The 24,796-nt window shown below is 68.1% G+C and carries 26 protein-coding genes; 10 read left to right on the top strand and 16 right to left on the bottom strand.

Annotated elements, in window-relative coordinates; genetic code table 11:
* The first annotated feature begins 35 nt into the window (after nucleotides 1–35).
* On the top strand, nucleotides 36–794 hold the full coding sequence (locus ACW11F_RS05590; protein ID WP_456995928.1) for an SDR family NAD(P)-dependent oxidoreductase: 759 nt from the start codon (nucleotides 36–38) through the stop codon (nucleotides 792–794).
* Nucleotides 791–1,291: a DMT family transporter gene (locus tag ACW11F_RS05585; protein WP_456995927.1), complete on the top strand. Its 501-nt coding sequence runs from the start codon at nucleotides 791–793 to the stop codon at nucleotides 1,289–1,291. The genes ACW11F_RS05590 and ACW11F_RS05585 overlap by 4 nt, the downstream gene beginning before the upstream one ends.
* On the opposite strand, the gene speA is transcribed toward ACW11F_RS05585, so the two are convergent.
* Nucleotides 1,264–3,150, bottom strand: a complete 1,887-nt coding sequence (gene speA, locus ACW11F_RS05580) for an arginine decarboxylase (RefSeq protein WP_456995926.1) — start codon at nucleotides 3,148–3,150, stop codon at nucleotides 1,264–1,266. The two genes, ACW11F_RS05585 and speA, sit on opposite strands and share 28 nt — an antisense overlap.
* A gap of 114 nt (nucleotides 3,151–3,264) precedes the next feature.
* Between speA and speE the strand changes: the two genes are divergently transcribed.
* The gene (gene speE, locus ACW11F_RS05575) at nucleotides 3,265–4,119 is read left to right on the top strand and encodes a polyamine aminopropyltransferase (RefSeq protein ID WP_456995925.1); all 855 of its coding nucleotides are present in this window, start codon (nucleotides 3,265–3,267) and stop codon (nucleotides 4,117–4,119) included.
* Between the two features lie 10 nt (nucleotides 4,120–4,129).
* Here speE and ACW11F_RS05570 read toward each other — a convergent pair whose 3' ends face one another.
* Nucleotides 4,130–4,468: a P-II family nitrogen regulator gene (locus ACW11F_RS05570; protein WP_456995924.1), complete on the bottom strand. Its 339-nt coding sequence runs from the start codon at nucleotides 4,466–4,468 to the stop codon at nucleotides 4,130–4,132.
* 144 nt (nucleotides 4,469–4,612) lie between these two features.
* Between ACW11F_RS05570 and ubiK the strand changes: the two genes are divergently transcribed.
* From ubiK to ACW11F_RS05555, 3 genes are all read left to right on the top strand, one after another.
* A complete protein-coding gene (gene ubiK, locus ACW11F_RS05565; protein ID WP_456995923.1) occupies nucleotides 4,613–4,879 on the top strand; it encodes a ubiquinone biosynthesis accessory factor UbiK in 267 nt (88 codons plus the stop codon).
* A gap of 47 nt (nucleotides 4,880–4,926) precedes the next feature.
* Complete coding sequence (locus ACW11F_RS05560; RefSeq protein ID WP_456995922.1) at nucleotides 4,927–6,468, top strand: YifB family Mg chelatase-like AAA ATPase; 1,542 nt, start codon at nucleotides 4,927–4,929, stop codon at nucleotides 6,466–6,468.
* Between the two features lie 118 nt (nucleotides 6,469–6,586).
* The gene (locus tag ACW11F_RS05555) at nucleotides 6,587–8,350 is read left to right on the top strand and encodes a potassium/proton antiporter (protein ID WP_456995921.1); all 1,764 of its coding nucleotides are present in this window, start codon (nucleotides 6,587–6,589) and stop codon (nucleotides 8,348–8,350) included.
* A gap of 47 nt (nucleotides 8,351–8,397) precedes the next feature.
* On the opposite strand, the gene aceA is transcribed toward ACW11F_RS05555, so the two are convergent.
* Both aceA and aceB read right to left on the bottom strand, forming a co-directional pair.
* Nucleotides 8,398–9,693, bottom strand: a complete 1,296-nt coding sequence (gene aceA / locus ACW11F_RS05550) for an isocitrate lyase (RefSeq protein WP_456995920.1) — start codon at nucleotides 9,691–9,693, stop codon at nucleotides 8,398–8,400.
* A gap of 55 nt (nucleotides 9,694–9,748) precedes the next feature.
* Nucleotides 9,749–11,392, bottom strand: a complete 1,644-nt coding sequence (gene aceB, locus ACW11F_RS05545) for a malate synthase A (protein WP_456995919.1) — start codon at nucleotides 11,390–11,392, stop codon at nucleotides 9,749–9,751.
* A 122-nt stretch (nucleotides 11,393–11,514) separates the two neighbouring features.
* On the opposite strand from aceB, the gene ACW11F_RS05540 reads away from it, so the two are divergent.
* On the top strand, nucleotides 11,515–12,480 hold the full coding sequence (locus tag ACW11F_RS05540; protein ID WP_456995918.1) for a LysR family transcriptional regulator: 966 nt from the start codon (nucleotides 11,515–11,517) through the stop codon (nucleotides 12,478–12,480).
* 9 nt (nucleotides 12,481–12,489) lie between these two features.
* Here ACW11F_RS05540 and mgtE read toward each other — a convergent pair whose 3' ends face one another.
* From mgtE to ACW11F_RS05505, 7 genes are all read right to left on the bottom strand, one after another.
* Entirely contained in the window at nucleotides 12,490–13,842 is a 1,353-nt protein-coding gene (gene mgtE / locus ACW11F_RS05535; RefSeq protein WP_456995917.1) for a magnesium transporter, read from the bottom strand.
* A 129-nt stretch (nucleotides 13,843–13,971) separates the two neighbouring features.
* Nucleotides 13,972–14,334, bottom strand: coding sequence for a DUF1428 domain-containing protein (locus ACW11F_RS05530; protein WP_456995916.1), 363 nt, complete (start codon nucleotides 14,332–14,334; stop codon nucleotides 13,972–13,974).
* Nucleotides 14,331–14,747 carry a VOC family protein gene (locus tag ACW11F_RS05525; protein ID WP_456995915.1) on the bottom strand — a complete coding sequence of 139 codons (417 nt, stop codon included), beginning with the start codon at nucleotides 14,745–14,747 and terminating at the stop codon, nucleotides 14,331–14,333. Before ACW11F_RS05525 ends, ACW11F_RS05530 begins: the two co-directional genes overlap by 4 nt.
* A 50-nt stretch (nucleotides 14,748–14,797) precedes the next feature.
* Entirely contained in the window at nucleotides 14,798–15,220 is a 423-nt protein-coding gene (locus ACW11F_RS05520) for an SRPBCC family protein (RefSeq protein ID WP_456995914.1), read from the bottom strand.
* A 23-nt stretch (nucleotides 15,221–15,243) separates the two neighbouring features.
* Nucleotides 15,244–15,594, bottom strand: a complete 351-nt coding sequence (locus tag ACW11F_RS05515; protein WP_456995912.1) for a GFA family protein — start codon at nucleotides 15,592–15,594, stop codon at nucleotides 15,244–15,246.
* Nucleotides 15,591–16,085 carry a VOC family protein gene (locus ACW11F_RS05510; protein WP_456995911.1) on the bottom strand — a complete coding sequence of 165 codons (495 nt, stop codon included), beginning with the start codon at nucleotides 16,083–16,085 and terminating at the stop codon, nucleotides 15,591–15,593. The genes ACW11F_RS05515 and ACW11F_RS05510 overlap by 4 nt, the downstream gene beginning before the upstream one ends.
* Before the next feature lie 32 nt (nucleotides 16,086–16,117).
* A complete protein-coding gene (locus tag ACW11F_RS05505; protein WP_456995909.1) occupies nucleotides 16,118–16,525 on the bottom strand; it encodes a VOC family protein in 408 nt (135 codons plus the stop codon).
* 109 nt (nucleotides 16,526–16,634) lie between these two features.
* Between ACW11F_RS05505 and ACW11F_RS05500 the strand changes: the two genes are divergently transcribed.
* The gene (locus tag ACW11F_RS05500) at nucleotides 16,635–17,282 is read left to right on the top strand and encodes a TetR/AcrR family transcriptional regulator (RefSeq protein WP_456995908.1); all 648 of its coding nucleotides are present in this window, start codon (nucleotides 16,635–16,637) and stop codon (nucleotides 17,280–17,282) included.
* On the opposite strand, the gene ACW11F_RS05495 is transcribed toward ACW11F_RS05500, so the two are convergent.
* Both ACW11F_RS05495 and arfB read right to left on the bottom strand, forming a co-directional pair.
* Nucleotides 17,279–17,935: a lysophospholipid acyltransferase family protein gene (locus ACW11F_RS05495; protein ID WP_456995907.1), complete on the bottom strand. Its 657-nt coding sequence runs from the start codon at nucleotides 17,933–17,935 to the stop codon at nucleotides 17,279–17,281. The genes ACW11F_RS05500 and ACW11F_RS05495 overlap by 4 nt on opposite strands.
* The gene (gene arfB / locus ACW11F_RS05490) at nucleotides 17,932–18,351 is read right to left on the bottom strand and encodes an alternative ribosome rescue aminoacyl-tRNA hydrolase ArfB (RefSeq protein WP_456995906.1); all 420 of its coding nucleotides are present in this window, start codon (nucleotides 18,349–18,351) and stop codon (nucleotides 17,932–17,934) included. Before arfB ends, ACW11F_RS05495 begins: the two co-directional genes overlap by 4 nt.
* 70 nt (nucleotides 18,352–18,421) lie before the next feature.
* On the opposite strand from arfB, the gene ACW11F_RS05485 reads away from it, so the two are divergent.
* Complete coding sequence (locus ACW11F_RS05485; RefSeq protein WP_456995905.1) at nucleotides 18,422–18,922, top strand: DUF2059 domain-containing protein; 501 nt, start codon at nucleotides 18,422–18,424, stop codon at nucleotides 18,920–18,922.
* Nucleotides 18,923–18,932: 10 nt separating this feature from the next.
* On the opposite strand, the gene ACW11F_RS05480 is transcribed toward ACW11F_RS05485, so the two are convergent.
* Nucleotides 18,933–19,649, bottom strand: coding sequence for a pseudouridine synthase (locus ACW11F_RS05480; protein WP_456995904.1), 717 nt, complete (start codon nucleotides 19,647–19,649; stop codon nucleotides 18,933–18,935).
* A gap of 76 nt (nucleotides 19,650–19,725) precedes the next feature.
* Here ACW11F_RS05480 and ACW11F_RS05475 point away from each other — a divergent pair, with 76 nt between their 5' ends.
* Nucleotides 19,726–22,497 (top strand): M16 family metallopeptidase, encoded by a 2,772-nt coding sequence (locus ACW11F_RS05475; RefSeq protein ID WP_456995903.1) that lies wholly within the window; start codon nucleotides 19,726–19,728, stop codon nucleotides 22,495–22,497.
* Here the strand turns inward: ACW11F_RS05475 and ubiB are convergent, their stop codons facing one another.
* Nucleotides 22,498–24,162: a ubiquinone biosynthesis regulatory protein kinase UbiB gene (ubiB, locus tag ACW11F_RS05470; protein ID WP_456995902.1), complete on the bottom strand. Its 1,665-nt coding sequence runs from the start codon at nucleotides 24,160–24,162 to the stop codon at nucleotides 22,498–22,500.
* Entirely contained in the window at nucleotides 24,159–24,791 is a 633-nt protein-coding gene (locus ACW11F_RS05465) for a ubiquinone biosynthesis accessory factor UbiJ (RefSeq protein ID WP_456995901.1), read from the bottom strand. The genes ubiB and ACW11F_RS05465 overlap by 4 nt, the downstream gene beginning before the upstream one ends.
* Nucleotides 24,792–24,796 lie beyond the last annotated feature (5 nt).

The raw sequence follows: 24,796 nt of genomic DNA, 5'->3' as shown, positions 1-24,796 counted from the left end.
CACAATAGCCTTTTCCGCTTCCACACGGGCACGCCATGCGCAACCGCACCGCCTTCGTCACCGGCGCCAGTTCCGGCTTCGGCCGCGCCATCGCCCAACGTCTGCTGGCGCAGGGCTGGCAGGTGGCGATCTGTGGCCGCCGCCGCGAGCGCCTGCAGGCGCTGTGCGACGAGTACCCGGATCGCGCCCACCTCGCCTGCCTGGACATGCGCGATGGCGATGCCATCCACGCCACCGTCGAGGCACTGCCAGCGGCGTTCGAACAGCTCGACCTGCTGGTCAACAATGCCGGCCTCGCGCTCGGCACGGCACCGGCACCGCAGGCGGACCTGGCGCAATGGCGGCAGATGATCGACACCAACATCACCGGCCTGGTCACGCTGACCCACGCCATGCTGCCGCGGCTGATCGCCGCGCGCGGACTGATCGTCAACATCAGCTCGACCGCGGCCAACTGGCCGTACCCCGGCGGCAATGTGTACGGCGCCAGCAAGGCCTTCGTCAGCCAGTTCTCGCTGGGCCTGCGCTCGGACCTGCACGGCAGCGGCGTGCGCGTGACCAGCATCGAGCCGGGCATGGCGCAGACCGAGTTCACCCTGGTGCGCACCGGCGGCGATCAGGCCGCCAGCGATGCGCTGTATGCCGGCGCCGAACCGATCCGTGCCGAGGACATTGCCGAACAGGTCGCGTGGCTGGCCGACCTGCCGCCGCATCTGAACATCAATCGCATCGAGACCATGCCGGTCAGCCAGAGCTTCGCCGGCTTCCAGGTGCATCGCGGCGGCGCGGCATGAACCTCGGCGGGCACCTGCTGCTGGCCGTGGTGGCGGCGGTCCTGATCGGCGCCATGCTGCCGTTGCAGGGGCTGATCAACGCGCGCCTGGGCACGCAGATCGGCGGCGCGGTGCAGGCCGCCTTCGTATCCTTCATCGTCGGCAGCGTGGCGCTGGGCCTGTGGCTGCTGGCGGCGCGGCAAGGGGTCGCCGCGGTGCCGCAGGCACGCCTGCCGGCATGGATCTGGGCCGGTGGCCTGATCGGCGCGCTGTACGTGGCGGTGTTCACCCTGCTGGTGCCGCGGCTGGGTGCGGCCTCGATCATCTGTCTGGCGATCCTCGGTCAGCTAGCCGCCTCGTTGCTGCTGGATCATTTCGGCGTGCTGCAGCCGGCACGACCGGCCAGCGCGTTGCGCGTGCTCGGTGCGGTGCTGGTGCTGGCCGGTGCCTTGCTGGTGGTCGCGCCGTGGCAGGCGCGCCCCGACGCGGCTCAATCCGCCGGCGAGTCGTCGAGGTAAGTGTAGCCGGTGAGGCCGTTTTCCAGCGCTTCGGCAAAACGCGCGGCCTCGGATTCGGACAACTCCGCGGCGGCGATGCGCGCGCGGTAGGCGCGGCGCAGGTCGTCGAGCTGATACCCGACGTAATCGAGCATCACGTCGGTGGTGTCGCCGCGGCGCTGCTGGATCACGCGGCAGCCATCGCCCTCGATGCGCACCTCGATGGCATCGGTATCCCCGAACAGGTTGTGGATGTCGCCGAGGATTTCCTGATACGCCCCCACCAGGAAGAAGCCGAGGCGATAGCTCTCGCCCTTGCGCAGCTCGTGCAACGGCAGCGAGGTGTCGAGATCCTCGTTCTCCACGTAGACGTCGATCTTGCCGTCCGAATCGCAGGTCAGGTCGCAGACCACGCCGCGCCGGCCCGGCCGCTCGTCGAGGCGCTCGATCGGCACGATCGGGAACACCTGGTCGATCGCCCACACGTCGGGCATCGATTCGAACACGCTGAAATTGACGAAATACTTGTCCACCAGGCGCTCGTTCAATTCATCGAGCAGGTCGCGGTGGCTTTTCTCGTCGTAGCTCAGCCGCGCCTTGACCGCATGCGCGATGGCGTAGAACAGGTCGTCGATGCGTGCGCGCTGCACCAGATCGATCTGGCCCAGCGAATACAGCGCCAGCCCTTCGGCATGCGCCTGCGCCGCCTCGTGGAACACTTCCACCGCCGGACGCTCGGCCATTTCCGCATGCAGCTCGCGCAGATGCCGCACCGGCTGTGATTCATCCTCGTCATGCGGCGGCACGCGGCCCTCGGGCGCGGCCTCGACCTCGCTGACGTTGGCCACCAGCACCGCGTGGTGCGCGGTCATCGCACGGCCGCATTCGGTGACGATGCGCGGCGGCGCCAGGCCGTGTTCCTCGCAGGCTTCGGCCAGCGGCTGCACGATGCTGGAGGCGTAATGGCCGATGTTGTAGTTGACCGAGTTGTAGCTGCGCGAGCGGGTGCCCTCGTAATCGATGCCGAGCCCGCCGCCGACATCGACATGGCTGATCGGCGCGCCCAGCTTGCTCAGCTCGACGAAGTAGCGGGTCGCCTCGCGCATGCCGCGGGCGATGTCGCGCACATTGGAAATCTGGCTGCCCATGTGGAAGTGCAGCAGCTTGAGGCAATGCCCCATGCCGGCATCGCCCAATTGCTTCCACAGGTTCAGCAGCTGCCGCGGATCGAGCCCGAACTTGGCCTTGTCGCCGCCCGAGTTCTGCCATTTGCCCGCGCCCAGCGAGGCCAGCCGCATGCGCACGCCGAGCAGCGGCTCGACCGCCAGCGCCTGCGCTTCCTCCAGCACGATGCGCAGCTCGGATGGCTTCTCGATCACGATGAAGACCTCCAGCCCGAGGCGCCGGCCGATCAAGGCGAGGCGGATGTATTCGCGGTCCTTGTAGCCATTGCACACGATCAGCCCGCCGGGGCGCGACAGCGCCAGCACCGCCATCAGCTCGGGCTTGCTGCCGGCCTCAAGGCCGAAGCCTGCGCCGGCGTGCTGGGCCAGGGTGCCGGCGACCCCGGCATGCTGGTTGACCTTGATCGGGTAGGCCGCGGTATAGCCGCCGTCGTATTCCCAGTCCGCCATCGCATCGGCGAAGGCCGCCTGCAGCTTGCCGAGGCGATCGCCGAGAATGTCGGGGAAGCGCACCAGCAGCGGCAGGCTGGCACCGGCGGCAAGCGCACGATCCACCGCCGCGGCCAACGCGATGCCCGGCCCGGCCTTGCCGCGCGGATGCACCACCACCCGGCCATCGTCGCCGACATCGAAATAGCCATCCGCCCAATGCGGGATGGAATAGGTCTTGCGCGCAAGTTCGGGGGACCAGGTCATGGCTGCGGGGCACGGACGAAGCGGCCCGCCATTCTAAGGCCGGCACCGCGGGCTTCGCGGCAAGACGCGCCCTCGCTCGCTACAATCCGCGCGACCTTCCACGAGCACCTGCGCATGACCCGGCATTCATGGCTGCATGAACAGTTCGAGCCGACCGGCTCCTCGATCGGCTACCGCATCAGCGCCAAGCTGGACGAGGTGCAGTCGCCGTTCCAGAAGATCGAGATCTATGACTCGACCGACTGGGGCAAGCTGATGCTGATCGACGGCGCGATGATGCTCACCAGCCGCGACAACTTCCTGTACCACGAGATGATCGCGCACCCGGCACTGTTCACCCATCCGCACCCGAAGCGGGTGGTGATCATCGGCGGCGGCGACTGCGGCACCCTGCGCGAGGTGCTCAAGCATCCGGGCGTGGAATCGGTGACCCAGTGCGACATCGACGAGCAGGTCACGCGCATGGCCGAGAAACATTTCCCCGAGCTGTGCGAATCCAACGGCGATGCACGCGCCGAGATCATGTTCGACGACGGCTTGGCCTACATGAAGAATTGCCCGGCCGGCAGCGTGGACGTGGTGATCGTCGATTCCACCGACCCGGTCGGCCCGGCCGAGGGCCTGTTCAATGCCGCCTTCTTCGCCGACTGCGCGCGGGCGCTGAAGGACGACGGCATCCTGGTGCAGCAAAGCGAATCGCCGCTGGCGCTGCTGGACCTGATCAACGAGATGCGCGATGAAATGCGCAAGGCCGGCTTCGCCGCGTTCCAGACCCTGCCGTTCCCGCAGCCGTGCTACCCGACCGGCTGGTGGAGCGTGACCATGGCCCGCAAGCAGGCCAATGCCGGCTTCGACTTCCGCCGCGACGACGCCCGCGACAAGGCCTTCGACACCCTGTACTACAGCGCCGACATCCACGCCGGCGCGCAGCGCCTGCCGCCGTTCGTGGCGCGCGCGCTGCGCGATTGACGCGCCGCGCCTACAGCGCGTCGGCGTCGAGGTCGCCGGTGCGGATGCGCACCACGCGCTCGAGATCCCAGACGAAGATCTTGCCGTCGCCGATCTTGCCGGTATCGGCCGCGCGCATGATCGCCTCCACCACCGCATCGGCCTGTTCGCTGGTGGTGGCCACTTCGATCTTGAGCTTGGGCAGGAAATCGACCACGTACTCGGCACCGCGGTACAGCTCGGTATGCCCCTTCTGCCGGCCGAAGCCCTTGACCTCGGTGACGGTGATGCCGTTGACCCCGGCTTCGCCCAGCGCTTCGCGCACATCGTCGAGCTTGAACGGCTTGATGATCGCCATGACCATTTTCATCGGCAGCTTCCTGTCGGGCCTGAGCGCACTTTACGGGATCAGCGGTTAGCATTTCCCCTACCACCCCCCGCGGCCGATGCCGATGGCGAGCCGATGCCAGCACCGGCACGCTTGGAACCCACACCGCGCGCAGGAGAACTTGTGATGATCGATCTCGCCCAACTCGATGACCTCGCGCGCCGGCTCGGCGGCCTGCTGCCTCCGTCGCTGCGTGACAGCCGCGAGGAATTGCAGCAGAACTTCAAGTCGGTGCTGCAGGCCGGGCTGACACGGCTGGACCTGGTGACGCGCGAGGAGTTCGAAGTGCAACGCGCGGTGCTGCTCAAGACCCGGCAGAAGCTGGAAGAGCTCGAGCGCATGGTCGCGGCACTGGAAGGCAGCGACCCCGCGCGGGGCGGCACACCGCACTGAGGTACCCCACGGCGGCGCATGCCGCCGCCATCCAGGGAGGAACGCAAATGGGACTGGCGCGGGTCAGGAGCCGCGCGCGGGAGGGCGTGCGCGCGCATCCGGTCATGGTCGAAGTGCATTGCGGCGGCGGCCTGCCGGCGATGTCGATCGTCGGCCTGCCCGAGGCTGCGGTACGCGAGGCGCGCGACCGCGTGCGCGCCGCGATCCACAGCTCGCAACTGGAGTTTCCGGCCGGGCGCATCACCGTGAACCTCGCCCCGGCCGACCTGCGCAAGGACGGTGGCGGCTTCGACCTGCCGATCGCGCTCGGCGTGCTGGCGGCCAGCGGCCAGCTTCCGCAGGCCGCGCTCGAAGGCGCCGAGTTCCTCGGCGAACTGGGCCTGACCGGCGAATTGCGCAAGGTGGACGGCGTGTTGCCGGCGGCACTCGCCGCTGCCGATGACGAGCGCCGCCTGATCCTGCCGGCGGCCAATCTTGCCGAAGCCGCGCTCGCCAGTCGTGCGCAGGTCGAGGGCGCGCGCAGCCTGCTGGAGGTCTGCGCCGCGCTGCACGGGCGCGGCATGCTGGTCGAGGCCGGGCATGTCGGCAAGGTAACAGCGCAAGCGCGCGATTCGGACAGCGAGTGTCCCGATCTTGCCGACGTGCGCGGCCAGGCGCAGGCCCGCCGCGCACTGGAGATCGCCGCCGCGGGCCAGCATCACCTGCTGCTCAGCGGCAGCCCGGGCTGTGGCAAGACCCTGCTCGCCTCGCGCCTGCCCGGCATCCTGCCGCCGATGGACGAGCGCGAAGCACTGGAAGCGGCGACCGTGCAGTCGGTGTCCGGGCAAGGCTTCGATCCCGCGCGCTGGCGCCGGCGCCCGTTCCGCAGTCCGCACCATACCGCCAGCGCAGTCGCCCTGGCCGGCGGCGGCAGTTCGCCGCGCCCCGGCGAAATCTCGCTGGCCCACCATGGCGTGCTGTTCCTCGACGAGCTGCCGGAGTGGAGCCGGGTTGCGCTGGAGGTGCTGCGCCAGCCGCTGGAATCGGGCACGGTGACTGTCTCGCGCGCGGCGCGGCAATGCGACTTCCCCGCCCGCTTCCAGCTGGTCGCGGCGATGAATCCCTGTCCCTGCGGCTGGGCCGGCGACGCCTGTGGCCGCTGCCGGTGCGCACCCGACGCCATCGCGCGTTACCGCGCGCGCATCTCCGGGCCGCTGCTTGACCGCATCGACCTGCACCTGGCGGTGCCGCGCCTGCCACCTTCCGCACTGGCCGCCGATGCCGCCAAGGGCGAATGCAGTGCCACGGTCCGGCAGCGCGTCATCGCCGCGCGACAACGCCAGCGTGCGCGTGCGGGCAAGGCCAATGGCCTGCTCGGCCAGCGCGAACTGGACCGCGATTGCCGACTGGCGCGCGATGACCAGCGCATGCTGGAGACGGCGATGGAACGCCTGCAACTGTCGGCACGCGCCCTGCACCGGATCCTGCGCGTGGCACGCACCATCGCCGACCTCGACGCCGCCCCCGGCATCGAACGCGCGCACCTGGCCGAAGCCATCGGCTATCGGGCGATGGAAGCGGCGCCCGGCCCCGGGCGTCACGCCGCCTGAGCCGGCCCGCAGCCGCGCGCATCGCCGCAGCCACAGCGGGAAAACTCGTGCCGCGCGTTCTTCCGCGCTTCCATCGGCGCCCGCTAGACTCCCAGCAAACCCTGCCCTGGCGACGCGTTTGGAATTCCTCCAGCACATCGACGTGACCCTGCTCACCGGCGCCCTGCTGGTGCTGGCCGGCATCGCCTCGTCGCTGCTGGCACGGCGCTTCGGCGCGCCGTTGCTGCTGGTGTTCCTGGTGCTGGGCCTGCTGCTCGGCGTGGATGGGCCGGGCGGGATCCGCTACGACGACACCCGCTTCACCTACATGATCGGCTCGCTGGCGCTGGCGCTGATCCTGTTCGATGGTGGCCTGCAGACCCGTTCCGAACAGGTGCGCGGCATCGTCGCGCCGGCCTTGCTGCTGGCCACCGTCGGCGTGATCGCGACCGCCGCGCTGACCGGCGTCGGTGCCTGGCTGATGCTCGGCTTGCCGCCGCTGCAGGCGTTCCTGATGGGTGCGGTGCTGGCCTCGACCGATGCCGCGGCGGTGTTCTTCCTGCTGCGCGCCGGCGGCCTGCACCTGGAACGCCGCACCGGCAGCACGCTGGAACTGGAATCCGGCGCCAACGACCCGGTGGCGATCTTCATGACCCTGACCCTGACTGGCTGGCTCTCCGGCCAGCACGGCGAAGGCTGGAGCATGGCGCTGGGCATCGTCTGGGGCGTGGTCGCAGGCCTGGGCATGGGCTGGCTCGGCGGCCGGCTGATCGTGGCCGCGCTGAACCAGTACACCCTGCCTCCGGGCCTGCATCCATGGCTGACCATGTCCAGCGCGGTGGCGCTGTTCGGTGCCAGCAATTACATCGGCGGCAGCGGCTACGTGGCGGTATACCTGGCCGGCATCGTGATCGCCAACCACCCGGTGCGCGCGCGCAGCGAGGTGCTCGCGGTGCAGGACGCGGTGACCTGGTTCGCGCAACTGGTGATGTTCCTCATGCTCGGCCTGCTCGCCACGCCCAGCCGCCTGCTGGACGTGCTGTGGCCGGCGCTCGGCGTGGCCGCGTTCCTGATGCTGGTGGCGCGGCCACTGACCGTGGTGCTGTGCCTGTTGCCGTTCCGCTACCGCCCGGGCGAAGTGGCGTTCATCGCCTGGATCGGCCTGCGCGGCGCGGTCGGCATCTTCCTCGCCTCGATCCCGCTGCTGGCACGGCTGGAAAATGGCTGGCTGTATTTCAACGTCGCCTTCGTGGTGGTGCTGACCTCGCTGACGGTGCAGGGCTGGTCGCTGCCGCATGCCGCGCGCCTGTTCAACGTGGCGGTGCCGCGCAGCGATCCGGACACGCGCCGCGTCCAGCTCGATCTGCCGGGGCAACTGGAGTACGACCTGTTCGGCTACCGCACGCCGGAGAACTGCAAGGCGCTGAAGACCGGATCCTGGCCGCTGAACGTGCGCCTGATGATGGCGGTACGTGATGGCTCGGTGCTGAGCGCCGAGGAAGCCGGCCGCCTGCAGCCCGGCGACTATGCCTACCTGCTGGCCCCCGCCGGCTCGGCGCGGCGGCTGGACTGGCTGTTCGTGGACACCAGCACGGACGAGGGCAGCGCCGGGGACGATGGCTCACTGGGCAGCTTCGTCCTGCCCGGCGATGTCGCGCTCGGCGAGCTGGCGCGCTTCTATGACCTGCGCATCCCGCGCCGCTATGCCGACCGCAGCGCGGCCCAGCTGTTCGACGAACGCTACGATGAAGCCGCGCAGATCGGCGATCGCCTGTCGCTGGGCCCGGCCACCCTGATCGTGCGCGCGATCGAGAACGAGCGCGTCACTCAGGTCGGCCTTGCCTTCGTCTCGCTCGGCGAGCGGCTGATCAGCGGTTCCCACGACCGCCGCGCCGGGAAGTAGGACCCGCCGTCCATGGCGGGCATGCAAACGCCTCGCGGCAGCCGGCCTCAGGCCGCGGCGCGGGTGCCGATGAACTGCTCTTCCTCGGTGCTGCCCTTCAGCGCCACGGTCGAGGACTGTCCGCCCTGGATGGTCTGGGTCAGCGCATCGAAATAGCCGGTGCCGACTTCGCGCTGGTGGCGCACGGCGGTGAAGCCGCGTTCCACGGCGGCGAACTCGCGCTCCTGCAGTTCGACGAAGGCGCTCATCTGCCGCCGCGCGTAGCCGTGGGCCAGATCGAACATGCCGTAGTTCAGCGCGTGGAAACCGGCCAGGGTGATGAACTGGAACTTGTAGCCCATCGCGCCCAGCTCGCGCTGGAATTTGGCGATGGTGGCGTCGTCCAGGTTCTTCTTCCAGTTGAAACTGGGCGAGCAGTTGTAGGCCAGCAGCTTGCCGGGGAAGCGGGCGTGGATGGCTTCGGCGAACTGGCGCGCGAAATCCAGATCCGGGGTGCCGGTTTCGCACCACACCAGGTCGGCATAAGGCGCATAGGCCAGCCCGCGGCTGATCGCCTGCCCGATGCCCTTGCGGGTCTTGTAGAAGCCCTCGACGGTGCGCTCGCCGGTGCAGAACGGCTTGTCGTTGTCGTCGATGTCGGAGGTCAGCAGGTCCGCGGCCTCGGCATCGGTGCGGGCGATGATCAGGGTCGGCACGCCCATGACGTCGGCGGCCAGGCGCGCGGCGGTCAGCTTTTCCACCGCCTCGCGGGTCGGCACCAGCACCTTGCCACCCATGTGCCCGCACTTCTTCACCGAGGCCAGCTGGTCCTCGAAATGCACGCCCGCGGCACCGGCCTCGATCATCGCCTTCATCAGCTCGTGGGCATTGAGCACGCCACCGAAACCGGCCTCGGCATCGGCCACGATCGGCTGCAGGAAGTCGATCGCATCATCGCCCTCGGCGTGATGCAGCTGGTCGGCGCGCAGCAGGGTGTTGTTGATCCGCTTGACCACCTGCGGCACCGAATTGGCCGGGTACAGCGACTGGTCCGGGTACATCTCGCCGGCCAGGTTGGCGTCGGCGGCGACCTGCCAGCCGGACAGGTAGATCGCCTTCAGTCCGGCCTTGACCTGCTGCATGGCCTGGTTCCCGGTGAGCGCGCCCAGCGCGTTGACGAACGGTTCGGCATGCAGCGATTTCCACAGCTTTTCCGCGCCGTGGCGGGCCAGCGAATGCTCGATGTGCACGGTACCGCGCAGGCGCACCACGTCCTCGGCGCGGTAGTCGCGGCGGATGCCGGCCCAGCGGGCGTTGTTGTCCCAGTCCAGTTGCAGTTGTTCGGCGGTGGGCAGGTGGTTCATGGCGATGTCCTCGAAGGATGAGTGTGGTGGTTGGAATGCGAAAACACGGTGCCGCCTACAGGCGCTCGTAGGCCGGCAGGGTCAGGAACTCGGCCAGCTGCGGGCTGCGGGTCAGCTCGTCGAGCAGGGCGATGGCTTCGGCCACGCGGCCGGCGCCGGGCAGGCCGGGTTCGGCCAGCAGCCGCGAGGGCAGGCCGATCAGCGCGCGCTCGAACAGCGCCCAGTCCATCGGCGTGCCATCGTCCAGGCACAGCGGCTGGCGCGGCGCGGCGGCAGCGTCGTCGCCCGATCCGCAAGCCGCATCGGCGTGATGCAGCCATTGCCACAGCTGCGCGCGCGCGATCTCGGCGGTAGCGGCGTCTTCCATCAGCCAGTGGATCGGCACGCAGCCGTTGCCATCCAGCCACGCGGCCAGATAACGCACGCAGACCTCGACGTTGTTGGCGAAACCGCTGGCGCTGATGCTGCCCAGGCTCGGCTGCAGCAGCAGGTCCGCATCCACCTGCACGTCATCGCGCATGACGTGCTGCTGGTGCGGGGTCGGCATCAGCGCATCGAACACCTCGCGCGCGACCGGGATCAGTGCCGGATGCGCCACCCAGGTGCCGTCATGGCCGGCACTGGCCTCGCGCAGCTTGTCGGCACGCACCCGCTGCAGGGCCTCGGCGTTGGCGTCGGCATCGACCGAGATCGGAATCTGCGCGGCCATGCCGCCCATCGCATGCGCGCCGCGGCGGTGGCAGGTCTGCACCAGCAGCTCCGAATAGGCGCGAAGGAATGGCTGTGTCATGGTCACCTGGCCGCGCTCGGGCAGGATCCGGTCGCGGTGCGCACGCAGGGTCTTGATGTAGGAAAAGATGTAGTCCCAGCGCCCGCAGTTGAGGCCGACGATGCGCCGCCGCAGCGCGTGCAGGATTTCGTCCATCTCGAACGCCGCCGGCAGCGTCTCGATCAGCACGGTGACCTTGATCTGCCCTGCTGCCAGGCCAAGCGCCTGCTCCACTTGGCTCAGCACGTCCTCCCACAGCGCGGCCTCTTCCATGCTTTCGAGCTTGGGCAGGTACAAGTACGGGCCGCGGTCCTTGCCGGCAAGGGTGGCGGCGTTGTGGAAGGCGAACAGGCCGAGGTCGAACAGCGAAGCCGACATGCGCTCGCCATCGACCAGCACGTGTTTTTCCTGCAGATGCCAGCCGCGCGGGCGCACGATCAGCACCGCGCGGTCGGCTTCGGGCTTGAGCGCATAGTGCTTGCCATTGCCGGCGGTGAACGACAGCGTGCCCTCGACCGCGGCCTTCAGCGCCAGCTGTCCCTCGATCAGGTTGGCCCAGGTCGGGCTGGTCGAGTCCTCGAAATCGGCCATGTAGCAGCGCGCGCCGGAGTTGAGCGCGTTGATCACCATCTTCGGATCGACCGGGCCGGTGATTTCCACGCGCCGGTCCTGCAGCGCGGGCGGGATCGGCGCCACTGTCCAGGCCGCCTCGCGGATCGCCGCGGTATCGGCGCGGAAGTCGGGCAGCTCGCCTGCATCGAAACGCGCCTGACGCTGCTGGCGTGCTTGCATCAACTGCCGCCGGCGCGGCTCGAAGCGGCGATGCATCTCGAGCAGAAGCGCCTGCGCCGCCGGCGTGAGCACGACCTCCTGGGACACGGCCTCGCCGAAGAGTTCCAGTTCGTTGCGGGTTTCCAGGACTGCCGACATCTCATGCGCTCCTCGTTTGCTGTGATGCACAACATCCGCCCGCGAATGGGCATTTGACAAACGAGAGTTGTCAATGCCAACTATTAGAAAATCTAATACCGTGACGCAGTCAGGCCATCTGCATGGCGCAATCTGTTGATACACCGCGCTTTTCCTACAAGGGCAGTCGGCTCAAGCCACTGCGTGCGTTCTGCCAGGTGGCGCGTCTGGGCTCGATTTCACGTGCCGCGGAGGCGCTTTTCCTCAGCCAACCCGCGGTCAGCCTGCAGATCCAGGCACTCGAACGCGAGATGGGCGTGACCTTGTTCGACCGCGGCGGGCGCCGGCTGACCCTGACCCGCGAAGGCGATGCGCTGTTCGAACTGGCGCGTCCGCTGGTCGAGGGGCTCGACGGGCTGGACGCCACGTTCCGCAACACCCTGGCCGGGATGGACGCGGGCGAGCTGCATGTCGCGGCCGGTGCCTCGACGATCCTGTATCTGCTGCCGCCGATCGTCGCCGCATTCCGCGAACGTCATCCGCAGGTGCGGCTGACCCTGCACAACGTCACCGGCGCCGGCGGGCTGGAGCTGCTGCGCTCGGACAAGGTGGACCTCGCCTTCGGCTCGATGCTCGACGTGCCGGGCGACCTGGACTATGCGCCGGTGCACGAGTTCGAGCCGATGCTGATCACGCCCCCCACGCATCCGTTGGCGAACAAGCCCGAGATCGAACTGGCGGACATTTCGCCGTACGGCCTGATCCTGCCGCCGCAGCGGCTGACCACCTGGCGGCTGGTGGATCTGGTGTTCCAGCGCGCGCGCGTGCCCTACAGCGTGGCGCTGGAAGTCGGTGGCTGGGAAATCATCAAGCAGTACGTGGCGATGGGCATGGGCATCAGCATCGTCACCGCGTTCTGCATCACCGAAGCCGACCGCCAGCGCTTGGCGGCACGCTCGCTGGCGCGCTGGTTCCCTGCGCGCAGCTACGGCGTGGTCAAGCGCCGCGGCAAGTTCCTCTCGCCGCAGGCACGCGATTTCGTCGACCTGATCCGTCCTGACCTGATGACCCCGCGCGGCTACGACCAGACCGGCCATTCCGAGCGCTGAGGTACCGGCTCAACCGCCCAGCAATACCCGCGCCATGCCGAAATAGATCATCACCCCGGCCACGTCGGCGATCGAGGTCACCAGTGGTGCGCTGGCGGTGGCCGGATCGAGCTTCAGGCGCGAGAGCAGGAACGGCAGCGACATGCCGATCAGGCTGCCGACCATGACCACGATCACCATGGTCAGCGCCACCACCGAGGCAATCTCGCCACCGGCGCGCCACAGGCCGACTCCGGCGATCGCCAGCGCCATGGTCAGGCCAAGCAACAGGGAGACACCCAGCTCGCCAGCCAGCATCCGTCCCCAGTCGCCGGGGCGCGCCTGGCCGGTGGCCATCGCGCGCACCATCAGCGTCGCCGACTGCGAGCCGGCGTTGCCGGCGCTGGCGATCAGCAGCGGCAGGAAGAACAGCAGGCTCATGTGGCTGGCGATGGTGTCTTCGAAATGGGCGATGCCGGCACCGGAGAACAGGTTGCCGAACACCAGCAGCACCAGCCAGCCGACGCGGCGCCGGTACAGATTGGCCCAGGAGGCGCTTTCGCCCCGCGTTTCCGCGGCCACGCCACCGGCCAGCAGGAAGTCCTCGGCGGCCTCGGCCTCGGCCACGTCCATCGCATCGTCATAGGTGACGATGCCGACCAGACGCTTGCCCGCGTCCAGCACCGGGATCGCCAGCAGATCGTATTCGCGGATCAGCCGCGCGGCTTCCTCGCGCGGTGCCGATGCGCCCACCCACACGCTGTCGCGGTTCATCAGATGCGACAGCGGCGCATCCGGTGGTGCGAGGATCAGGTCGCGCAGCGACACCGTGCCCAGCAGGTGGCGCGCATCATCGACCACGTAGGAGTAGTAGATGGTTTCCTTGTCCGGCGCTTCGGCCCGCAGCAGGCCGATCGCGCCGGCGGCATCGATGTCGCGCGGCAGCAGTGCGTATTCCGAGGTCATGATCGCGCCGGCGCTGCCTTCCGGGTAGGCCGCCAGGGTGCGGATGTCCTCGCGCTCGGCATGCGCCAGGCCGGGCATGAAGCGTTCGCGCCGCTGCGGGTCCAGCGCGTTGTACAGGTCGGCGCGCTCGTCCGCCGACATGTGCAGGAACAGTTCGGTCATCGCCGCACGATCGAGGCGATCGGCGGCGGCGATCTGGATCGGCTGATCGAGGTAACCGAAGATGTCGCCGCGCAATTCCGGTGGTGCGATCGCCAGCACCTGCAGCGCCTCGGTGGTGTCGAAGCGGCGCAGGATGCGCGCCACGTCCGCAGGATGCTGCTCGTGCAGCCATTGGCGGATATCGTCGTCGTGTTCGCGCCCGCTGCCCAGCAAACGGCGCAGGTCGGCTTCAAGCTGCGATGGCTGCCTGTCCATGCGCACCTCCGCAAGCCGGCAAGCGCCGGCGGGATCAGATCGGGATCATCCCGGAAACCCCGCGCACAGGGCACCTGCCATGCAGGCGGCGATCGGGGCATCGCGATTATAGCCGCGCTGCCCCTTCGCTCAGGCCTCGACGATGCTGCGGAAGCCGCCCCAGAACATGCGCTGCATGTCCATCACCGCCTTCATCTCCTCCTCCATCCCGGCCGAGCGCGGATCGGCCATCACCTTGGCATTGCAGGCATCGCGCACCTCGCGCGAGGGATAGCTGATCCAGGCGAACACCACCACCTCGTCGTCCTCGAGCTGCACCGCCTGCGGGAACGAGGTCAGCTTGCCGGGCTGCACGTCATCGGCCACGCACTCCACGTAATCCAGCGCGCCATGCTCCTTCCACACCGCACTGACCTGCTGCGACAACGCACGATAGGCATCAAGCCTGTCCTTCTTCACCGGTACCACGAAGCCATCGACATACATGCTCATTGCTCCTTTGCCGCTTCGCAGTTGACCATCCAGGCCACGCCGAAGCGATCGTTGCACATGCCGAAACGTTCGGCCCAGAAGGTCTTTTCCAGCGGCATGGTGATGCTGCCGCCCTCGCTGATGCCGGCGAACAGGCGCTCGGCTTCCGCGACGGTTTCACACTGCACCGACAACGAGAACCCGCCGAACGGCCGTGCGTGCTGCGGCGGCACGTCCGCACCCATCAGGATCGAGCCGTCCGGGAACTCCAGTGTGGCGTGCATCATCCGGTTGGCGTCGCCGTCGGGCGCGTATTCGGCCATTTGCGACTCGCCCCAGGTATGTGCGGCCACGCATCTGGCACCGAACACCGATTGGTAGAAGTCGAAGGCGTCCCTGCACTCGCCGCGGGTAAAGCTCAAATAAGGGTTCATGGTGGATCCTGGTTGGAGGTTGGATATCGAATGCGTGCAGGCAGCTCGGCTCAGGCCGCAGCCTCGACATGGCGCTTGAAGTTGTCGAGGATCGCCTGCCAGCCCTGTCGTTGCTGCTCGCGGCTCATCACCTGCTCGGCATCGAAGGCTTCGCGCACGCTGACCGTGCCGTCGCCGTGGTCGATGAAATCGATGCGCACCGCGCGCCCGTCGTCGAGGTGGTATTCGATCCGCTGCAATGGTTCGATCAGCGCATAGCGCCCGCTGAAATCGAAGCCCATGCTGCCGTCGCGGGCTTCCATGCGCGAACAAAAGCGCCCGCCTTCGCGCAGGTCCAGCTCGGCCGCGGGGGTGTGCCAGTCCGCACTGGCGACGTTCCAGCAACAGATGTCAGCCGGTGTGTTCCAGGCTTGCCAGATGCGCTGGAGCGGTGCCTTGACGCGGGTTTCCACTTGGATCGGTGCATCACTCATGGGGGTTCTCCGGAATATTCGGGTCAGAAACTGCGACCATCGACCGGCTGACGCGGGATTGCGTCCAGCTCGATGTCTTCGAGGCTGCGGATGTTGATCGCGGCCATTTCGCTGCCGTCGGGGCGGGTGCCTATGCCGAACGGCTGCACCCCGCAGGTCGGGCAGAACAGATGCTCGATCACGTGCTTGTTGAAGGTGTAGCGGGTCAGCACGTCTTCACCGCGGTCGATGCTCAGTGCCGTGCGCGGCACGAACCACAGCAAAAAGCCCTTGCGCTGGCAATGCGAACAATTGCATTCCATCACCTCCTGCGGCGTGCCCTGCACGTGAAAGCGCACCGCGCCGCAGTGGCAGCTGCCCTGTCGCGTGCTCATCGTCCGGCGCCCGTGTCATGGCCGTCGATCGCGGCCTGGAGGGTGGCGATGTCGATCTTGCGCATCGGCAGCATCGCCTCGAATGCGCGCCGGGCCGGCTCGCCGCCGCCGGCCAAGGCATCAGTGAGCACACGCGGGGTGATCTGCCAACTGATGCCCCAGCGATCCTTGCACCAGCCGCACTGGCTTTCCTCGCCGCCGTTGCCGACGATCGCATCCCAGTAGCGGTCGGTTTCGGCCTGGGATTCGGTGGCGATCTGGAACGAGAACGCCTCGCTGTGACGGAAGCGCGGCCCGCCGTTCAGGCCCATGCAGGGGATGTCGGCAACCACGAAGCCGACCGTCAGCACGTCGCCGGCCTTGCCGTCCGGAAAGTCGGCCGGTGCGCGGGTGATCTCGCCCATCCGGCTGTCCGGGAACAGCCCGGTGTAGAAGCGGGCGGCGTCTTCGGCGCCGTCTTCGTACCAGAGCACCACGGTGTTGCCGTGCATGGTCGTTCTCCGTCGTTGTGTGGGGGTGTGGCTTACTTCATCGAATGCAGGCCGAAGGTGTTGCCTTCGGTATCGGTGGCGATGGCACAGAAGCCGTACTCGCCGATCGCGAACTTGTCCTGGCAAATCCGGCCGCCAGCGGCCTGCACGCGGCCGGCTTCCACCGCGCAGTCTTCGCAGCCGAAATACACCATCGTGCCCGCGGGGCCGGATGCATTGCCGCCGCCGGACGCGGCACCTTCGACCTTGACCAGCGCACCGCTGGCGCCACCGTTTTCCATCGAGCCGGGGAAGCTCAGCATGTGCATGCCCGAAGCCTCGCCTTCCGGCGCGGCCAGGGTTTCCAGTTTCACGCCCAGCACCTGCTCGTAGAAGCGCTGCGCGCGGGCCATGTCCTGCACGTAAATCTCGAACCACACCACCGGATTGAACGTCTGCATGTCGTACTCCTTGCCGAAGCGTCGGGGGAATTGAGGCGGCTGGCGGCGGCGCTCAATGTTATCGCCGTCAACATCATCCTCGCACGCCAATGTTATAGTTGTCAACATCATGGGATCCGGACGACGCAAGACCACCGCCATTCCCAAACCACAGGGGTATCACCATGGGGACCTGCGCCGCGCGCTGCTGATCGCGGCGCGGCAAATGGTCGATGAAGGCGGCGGCCAGGCACTGACCCTGCGCGGCGCGGCGCAACGTGCCGGCGTGAGCGCGGCGGCGCCGTACCGGCATTTCGCCGACCGCGAAGCGCTGCTGGCCGCGACCATGAGCGAAGGCTTCGATGAACTGGCTCGCGTCACCGATGCCGCGCGTGCGGCGGCGGCCGACCCGGTGGATGCGTATCTGGCCGTCGGCCGCGCCTACCTCCGCTTCGCCGCCGCGCACCCGCTGCTGTACCGGCTGATGTTCGGGGTCGAATGCAACAAGCCCGAATACCCGGACCTGCTGGCCGCCGGGCAGCGTGCGTTCGGTGTGGTGCTGCAGGCCGCGCGCGATTGCGCCGATGCCGGCCTGATCGGCACGCGGCCACCGGAGCAGGTGGCGCTGGCCGGCTGGAGCATGGTCCATGGCCTGGCCAGCCTGCATGTCGATGGCGTGCTCGGGCTGGTGCTGTCGATGCCGCTGCCCGACGCGGCCGAGGCGCTGTTCCAGGTGCTGACCGAGGGCGTGCGACCGCGCGCGGGCGAACCCGGCTAGTTTTCGCCGCGCTGCGATGGTGGCAAGGTATCGCGATTGCGCCCCTGCCATGGCCGGTACCACTCGCGGATGCGCGCCATGTCCGCTTGCATGTCATCGCCCGGCATCAACGTCGGACCGATGCCGATGATGCGATCCGGATAGTGGAAGTATTCGAGAATCACCGGCACCTCGGCGCCGTGGGCCAGCTTCCAGAATCCGGTCTTCCACTCCTCCACCGCCTTGCGCGTGCCTTCCGGGGCGATGCCGATCCACAGCGCATCGGCCTGCTGCATGGTGCGCACGCTCTGCGCGACGAAACCGCCGGGGGCGCTGCGATCGATCGGGATCACGCCGAGGAAGCGCATCAGCCAGCCCATCGGTCCCCAGAACAATTCCTTCTTGCCGAGGATGCGCAGGTCCAGATCCAGCGCCAGCAGCGCGGCGAAGCCCCACACCCCGTCCCAGTTGGACGAGTGCGGCGCGCCGATCAACACCGCGCGCGGCACGTCCGGAAACTCGCCGACCATCTTCCAGCCACCCAGACGCAGGATGCTGCGCCCGATCCAGCGACTGAAGCGGCTGCGGCCGGCGCGTGGCACGCTCGGCGGCAACGGCAGCACCGGGCCGTCACGCGCGGGCGTGGACGGATGTTCGACCCTCGGCGCGTTCAATCCCAGTGGCCTCCGCTGCGCCCGCGCTTGATCTCGGCGCGGCTGCGCTTGGCCTGCAGGCGGCGTTCCTTGGATGCCCGCGTCGGCCGCGTCGCCAGCCGTGGCTTGGGCGGCGCAAGGCCGTGGGCGATGAACGCGGCCAAGCGCTCGCGCGCATCCTCGCGGTTGCGCTCCCGGGTACGGAAGCGTTGCGCATGGATCACCAGCACGCCATCGGCGGTCAGGCGCCGGTCGCGTCGTGCCAGCAGTCGCTCCCGCACCGCCTCGGGCAGTGCCGGCGAAGCGGCGACATCGAAACGCAATTCCACCGCGGTGGCCACCTTGTTGACGTTCTGCCCACCGGGACCGGACGCGCGCACGAAGCGTTCGATCAGTTCATCCTCGTCGATCATGATCCCCGGTGCGGCCTGCCACATGCGCGCACTGTAGCCCAAACGGGTGCGAACGCCATGGCATGATGACGTCAAACCCTGGGGAGATCGCGTCATGAACCGCCTGCTTGCCACCCTGTCCCTGGCCTTTGCGCTGTGCAGTGGAGCGGCATTTGCCGCGCCGCCCAGCGACGCCCAGCTCGAACGCCTGCTGCAGGTGATGGAAGTCGAGGCAACGGTGGAGCAGATGGTGGCCGCGGTCATGGAACAGACCGTGGCGGGTGTGCAGCAATCTGTCCAGGACTTCGACCTGGAGCCGGCCCAGCGCGAGCGCATGGAGGCCAGCCTGGCCAGACAGCAGTCCCATTTGCGCGACCTGCTTGCATGGGACACGCTGAAACCGATTTACATGCGGGTCTATGCGCAAACACTGGAGGCCAACGAAGTGGAGGCGCTGACCGCGTTCTATTCCAGCCCGGAAGGTCGCAGCGTGATGGCCAAACTGCCGCTGTTGATGCAGCGCTCGATGCAGGAAATGCAGCCGCTGATGCAGTCGGCCCTGCAAAAGATGATGGCCGAAATCGAACGCGAAACCGGCGCCGGCGACGGCAAGTAAGCCACGGCCGTCAGCCCGGGCCGGACGCTTCCGGCGCCACCCCGAACATCGCCAGCACGCGCGCGAACTCACCCGCGGGCGGCGCCTGCACGCACAGCCGCTCGCCCGCATGCGGATGGACAAACGCCAGACGTTCGGCATGCAGCAGCATGCGGTGAATGCCGGCCATGCGCCAGGCTCGGTTGTGGCGGCCATCGCCGTGGCTGGTGTCGCCGATCAGGTGATGCGAGACATGTTTCAGATGGCGGCGGATCTGGCGGAAGCGCCCGGTCCGCGGCCACACCCGCAGCAGCGCATAGCGTGAGGTGTCGAAACCCTGCGACGGCCACGGCAGCTCCAGTCGCGCCAGCACCTCGACATCGGTGATCGCCTCGCGCTTGACCGGCTTGCCCGGCCCGCCATCCAGCGGATGGTCGATGCGGAACGTCGGCTGCGCCGGCCAGCCGCGGCACACCGCGAGGTAAGTCTTTTCGACCTCGCCCGCCATCCACGCCTTGCCCAGCGCCGAGGCGGTGTCGCGGTCGAAAGCGACCAGCAGACAGCCGCTGGTGGCCCGGTCCAGCCGGTGCACCATGAATACCGCGCTGTCGAACTGCGCACGCAGGCGGTCGGCGGCAAAGTCGGTTTCGCCGCGTGCCAGCGCACTGTCATGCACCATCAGCCCGGCCGGCTTGTCCACCACGGCCATTCGCGCGTCGCGCCACAGCAGCGGCAGCTCGTCTTGCATGGCCCGTGACCCAAGACACGGGTGCGGCGTGGATGAATGTCCGATCATGTGCCCATTCTGATCAGGGGAAGCTCGCGTGTCTGCATTGCGTCGCCTTCGTGTTGTCAGTCTGTGCCTGCTGTTGCTGGCTCCCGCGGCGCTGGCCGATGCCGGCCCGGAAAGCACCACCACCCTGCCCGCGGGCGTCAGTGCCGGCCCGTGCGTCGAGGGCATCTGCGAATACACGCTGGACAACGGCCTGCGCGTGCTGCTGCTGCCGGACGCGTCCAAGCCCACGGTGACCGTCAACATCACCTATGGCGTGGGTTCGCTGCATGAAAACCACGGCGAAACCGGCATGGCGCACCTGCTCGAGCACCTGGTGTTCAAGGGCACGCCGACGCATGCCGACATCCCGGCCGAGATGAAGAAGCGCGGCATCAGCTACAACGGCACCACCAGTCTGGAGCGCACCAACTATTTCGGCAGCTTCCCCGCCAATGACGAAACATTGGACTGGCTGCTCGCGCTGGAAGCCGACCGCATGGTCAATTCGCATATCGCAAAGAAGGATCTCGACAGCGAGATGACCGTGGTGCGTAACGAGATGGAGCGCGGCGAGAACAATCCGTTCGCGGTGTTCGACCAGCGCCTGCGCGCGGCGGCCTACCACTGGCATCGTTACGGCCACGCCACCATCGGCAACCGCTCCGATGTCGAAAACGTGCCGATCGAGAACCTGCAGGCGTTCTATCGCCGCTGGTACCAGCCGGACAATGCCAGCGTGATCGTGGCCGGGCGCGTGCTGGCGCGCATCCGGCACCACTTCGGCCCGCTGCCGCGGCCCACGCGCACGCTGCCGCGCCTGTACACGCGCGAGCCGGTACAGGATGGCGAGCGCGAGATCAACGTGCGTCGCAGCGGCGACCTGCACCTGGTCGGCCTCAGCTACCACACGCCGGCGGCCACCCACGCCGATACCCCCGCCCTGCTGATGCTCGGCTCGGTGCTTGGCCATGCCCCGAGCGGCCGCCTGCACACGCGACTGGTCGAAACCGGCCTTGCCGCCGGCAGCGCGGCGAGTGGCAACGCCGCCCGCCATCCATCGCGCTTCACCCTGGCCGCAATGCCGGTGCGCGAGAACGGCGACCCGGCCAGGGTCGAGGCCGAGCTGATTGCCCTGGCCGAAGGCATCGCCGAGGCGCCGATCACCGCCGCCGAGCTGGATGCCGCCAAGCAGCGCTTCGCCGCCGATCACGAACTGGCGATGAACAATGTCAATTCGATCGGTGTCGTGCTCAGCGACTACATCGCCGCCGGCGACTGGCGGCTGATGTTCCTGCTGCGCGACCGCATCGAAGCGGTCGGCGTGGAGGACGTCAACCGCGTCGCCGCGCGCTATCTGATTCCCTCCAACCGCACCCTGGCGCGCTTCATTCCCACCGAGGATGCACGGCGCGCGGAAATCGAGGACGCGCCGAGCGCTGCCAGCCTGCTGCAGGACTACCGCGGGCGCGAGGCGCTGGCCGCCGGCGAAGTGTTCGAAGCGAGCATCGACAACATCGCCGCACGCAGCCGCGTGATCACCGTGGGCGAGGGCCTGCAGGTTTCGCTGCTGCCCAAGCGCAATCGTGGCCGCAGCGTGGTGCTCAGTGCCAGCTTCGACTTCGGCAACATCGCGGCGCTGCGCGAACGCAAGCCGGGCGTGGCCGGCATCACCGGCTCCATGTTGATGCGTGGCAGCCGCGATCTGGACCGCGCCGGCATCGACCGTCGCCTGTATGAGCTCAAGGCCGGCGGGAGCGTCGATGGCGGCGGCAGCGGCGCCAGTCTCAATCTGACCGCGCGCCACGAAACACTGGCCGAGGCGTTGACCCTGCTCGCCGAAGTGCTGCGTCATCCAACGTTCCCGGAGAGCGAATTCGAGCAGTTGCGCGCACAGGCGATCACCGGCGTTGAAGCCTCGCGCAAGGAGCCGGGCACCTTGATCGGACAGGCGATGGGCAAACACTTCAACCCGTGGCCCACCGACCACCCGTGGACCTGGCGCACGCTAGACGAGCAGCTGGCGCAGTTGCGCGCACTGACACTGGACGACCTGCGCGCCTTCCACCGTGATTTCTACGGTACCAGCCGTGGTCGCATCGCCGTGGTCGGCGACTTCGATGCGGACGAAATCGTGCCGCTGCTGGAAACGCTGTTCGCCGACTGGCATGCACCGGTGCCGTACACGGCGGTTGCCACGCGCCACCATCCGGTAGCGCCGGAACGGCGCCGCTTCGAGACGCCGGACAAGGCCAGCGCGGTGTACATGGCGCGCCACAATCTTGCGCTCAATGACCGCCATCCGGATTACCCGGCACTGGTGGTGGCCAATCACATCCTCGGCGGCGGGCTCAAGTCACGGCTCAGCGACCGCATCCGCCAGCGCGACGGCCTCAGCTACGGCATCGGCAGCAGCCTGTCGGCCGACAGCAGCCGCGACAACCGCGATGATGCCGGCAGCTTCTCGATCAGCGCCAGCGCCGCGCCGGAAAACATGGCCCGGCTGGAAGCCGCGGTGGCCGAGGAGCTTGCGCGCTTCATCCGTGATGGCGTGGAGGGCGACGAGCTTGCCGACGCCGTCGACGGCCTGCTCAGCGCGCGTGAACAGGGCCGCGCCAGCGATGCCAACATCGCGCGCATGTTGAACAGCGACCAGTATCTGGGCCGGCGCATGCACGAGCGCGCCGAGTACGAGGCACGACTGCGTGCATTGACCGTGGACGAGATCAATGCGGCGATCCGCCGTCATCTCAAACCCGCACTGCTCAGCGTGTACGTGGCCGGCGATTTCGCCGGCGCGGACAAGCGCCCGCCGACACCCTGATCAACGCCGCCGCTGACGGCGCGGCCAGGCGGCGATCAGCGCCCACAGCCCGCCCAGCCCGGCGACCCAGGTCACCACCGGAATCCCGGCGATGTGCGGGCCGTCGGCTTTCAGCGCATACAGCACGCTGGCGACGATGAGCAGGCCCACGCCGAGCACCGCGGACACCATGCGCTTCTGCATCATGTGCAGGTCGCGGGTCAGCTCGCGCAGGTCATGTGATTCCATCTGCAGGCTGTGCCGGCCCTCGACCTGCTGCTGCAGCCAGGTGTGCACCAGGCCCGGCATGTCCGGCGCATGCGTCACCAGCTCGGGCAGGCGCTTGCCGAATTCGCGTGCCAGCCGGCGCGGGCTGTAGCGCTGGCGCAGGATGCGCTCGAGCACCGGCCGCGCCACCGCCCAGATGTCGATGTTCGGATCCAGCTGGCGGCCGACGCCCTCGATGTTGAGCAGGGTCTTCTGCAGCAGGATCAGTTGCGGCTGCAGGGTCAGCTGATAGCGCTGCGCCATGCGGAACAGCTTGGCCAGCACCTCGGCCAGCGAAATTTCCGACAGCGGACGGGTGAAATACGGCTCGCAGATGCCGCGCGCGGCCGCTTCCAGTTCGTCGATGCGCACATCACCCGGCATCCAGCCGGCCTCGACATGCAATTCGGCGATGCGGCGATAGTCGCGATTGAAGATCGCCATGAAGTTCTCGGCCAGGTAGTACTGATCCTCGCGCGAGAGCTGGCCCATGATGCCGAAGTCCAGCGCGATGAAGCGCGGGTTCTCGCGCCGCTCCGGATCGACCCAGATGTTGCCGGCGTGCGCGTCGGCATGGAAGAAATTGTCGCGGAACACCTGCTCGTAGAACACGCGCACGCCCTTGGCCGCCAGTGCCTTGCGGTCGATCCCGGCGGCATCCAGCGCGGCGATGTCGTCGCTGGGAATGCCGCGCATCCGCTGCTGGGTCATCGCGCGTTCAGCGGTATGGCTCCAGATCACTTCGGGCACGTACAGGTCGTCGCTGCCCAGCCAGTTGCGTCGCAGCACGCTGGCATTGCCGGCCTCGCGCTGCAGATCCAGTTCCGCGGCCAGGGTGGATTCGATTTCGGCCACCACTTCGCGCGGGCGGATCTTGTCGGCATTGGGATGGGTGCGCTCGACCAGCCCGGCCAGGTCATAGAGCAGCGCGATGTCGCCGGCGATCTGCCGTCCGATCTGCGGACGCAGCACCTTGACCACCACCTCGCGGCCATCATGCAACGTGGCCGCGTGCACCTGGGCGATGGAGGCCGAGGCCAGCGGCACGATGTCGAAACTGGCGAATGCTTCCTGTACCGGACGGCCCAGCGCTTGCTCGACGACCTGCCGCGCCTGTTCGCCGGCGAACGGCTGCACCTGATCCTGCAGCAGGGACAGTTCGTCGGCGACATCCGGCGGAATCAGGTCACGCCGGGTGGACAGGATCTGGCCGAACTTGACGAAGATCGGGCCCAGTTCCTGCAGCGCCAAACGCAGACGCTCGCCGCGCGGCATCGCCTGCACCTGATCGGAGGCACGTGGCACGAACGGACGCGCCAGCTTGAGCCAGCGCTCGGCGGCGGTGCCATCGGCCAGCGCATCCAGCCGATAGCGCAGCAATACCCGGCCGATGCGCCAGGCACGCCGTGCCGACTTCATGCCGTGCCCCGCAGCCGGGCAATGCGCGCGGCCAGCCGCTCCACGTCATCGCGCAGCGCATCCACGTCATCATGGAATGCATCCAGTTCCTCGCGGCCGACCACGTCGCGTGATTCCTCGGTCAGGTAATCCGCGGTGCTGGCGGCGAACTCGCTGGCCGCCACCTGCGAGCGACGCAGGGCGAAGGCGAACGCCTGTGCGATCTGCATGCCGAGCACATCGCCGAACACGGCGCTGAGCGGCCGCGCCCAGTCCGGGTCGAAGCCCTCCGCCAGCCGCTGCAGGCGGCGCGCCAGCTCGGCATCGCCCTCGATGCGCATCTGCCCGACCGGCGGCGCATCGTCGCGGCGCAGCAGCGGCAGTTGCCGCAACAGGCCGCCCAGGGTGGCACGCACCGAGAGGTCGGCAAGATCCGCATCGCCCACCGGGCCCACTTCCAGTTCCTCGCCGCGCACGGTGACGCGCAGCGCCAGCGGCGGCGATTCCAGCGTCAGCGCGACACTGCGCCCATCCAGTGCGGCAAGTCCGGCACGGCTGTCCTCGTCCAGTGCCAGCGCACGGTTCAGCGCCGCCTGCAACGCCTTGCCGGCGGGGACTTTCCAGTTGAAGGGCGGCGCGTTCGAACTCATCGAAT

It is taken from the genome of Luteimonas sp. e5 (assembly GCF_054031035.1).
This window is presented reverse-complemented; position numbering and strand designations above follow the sequence as displayed.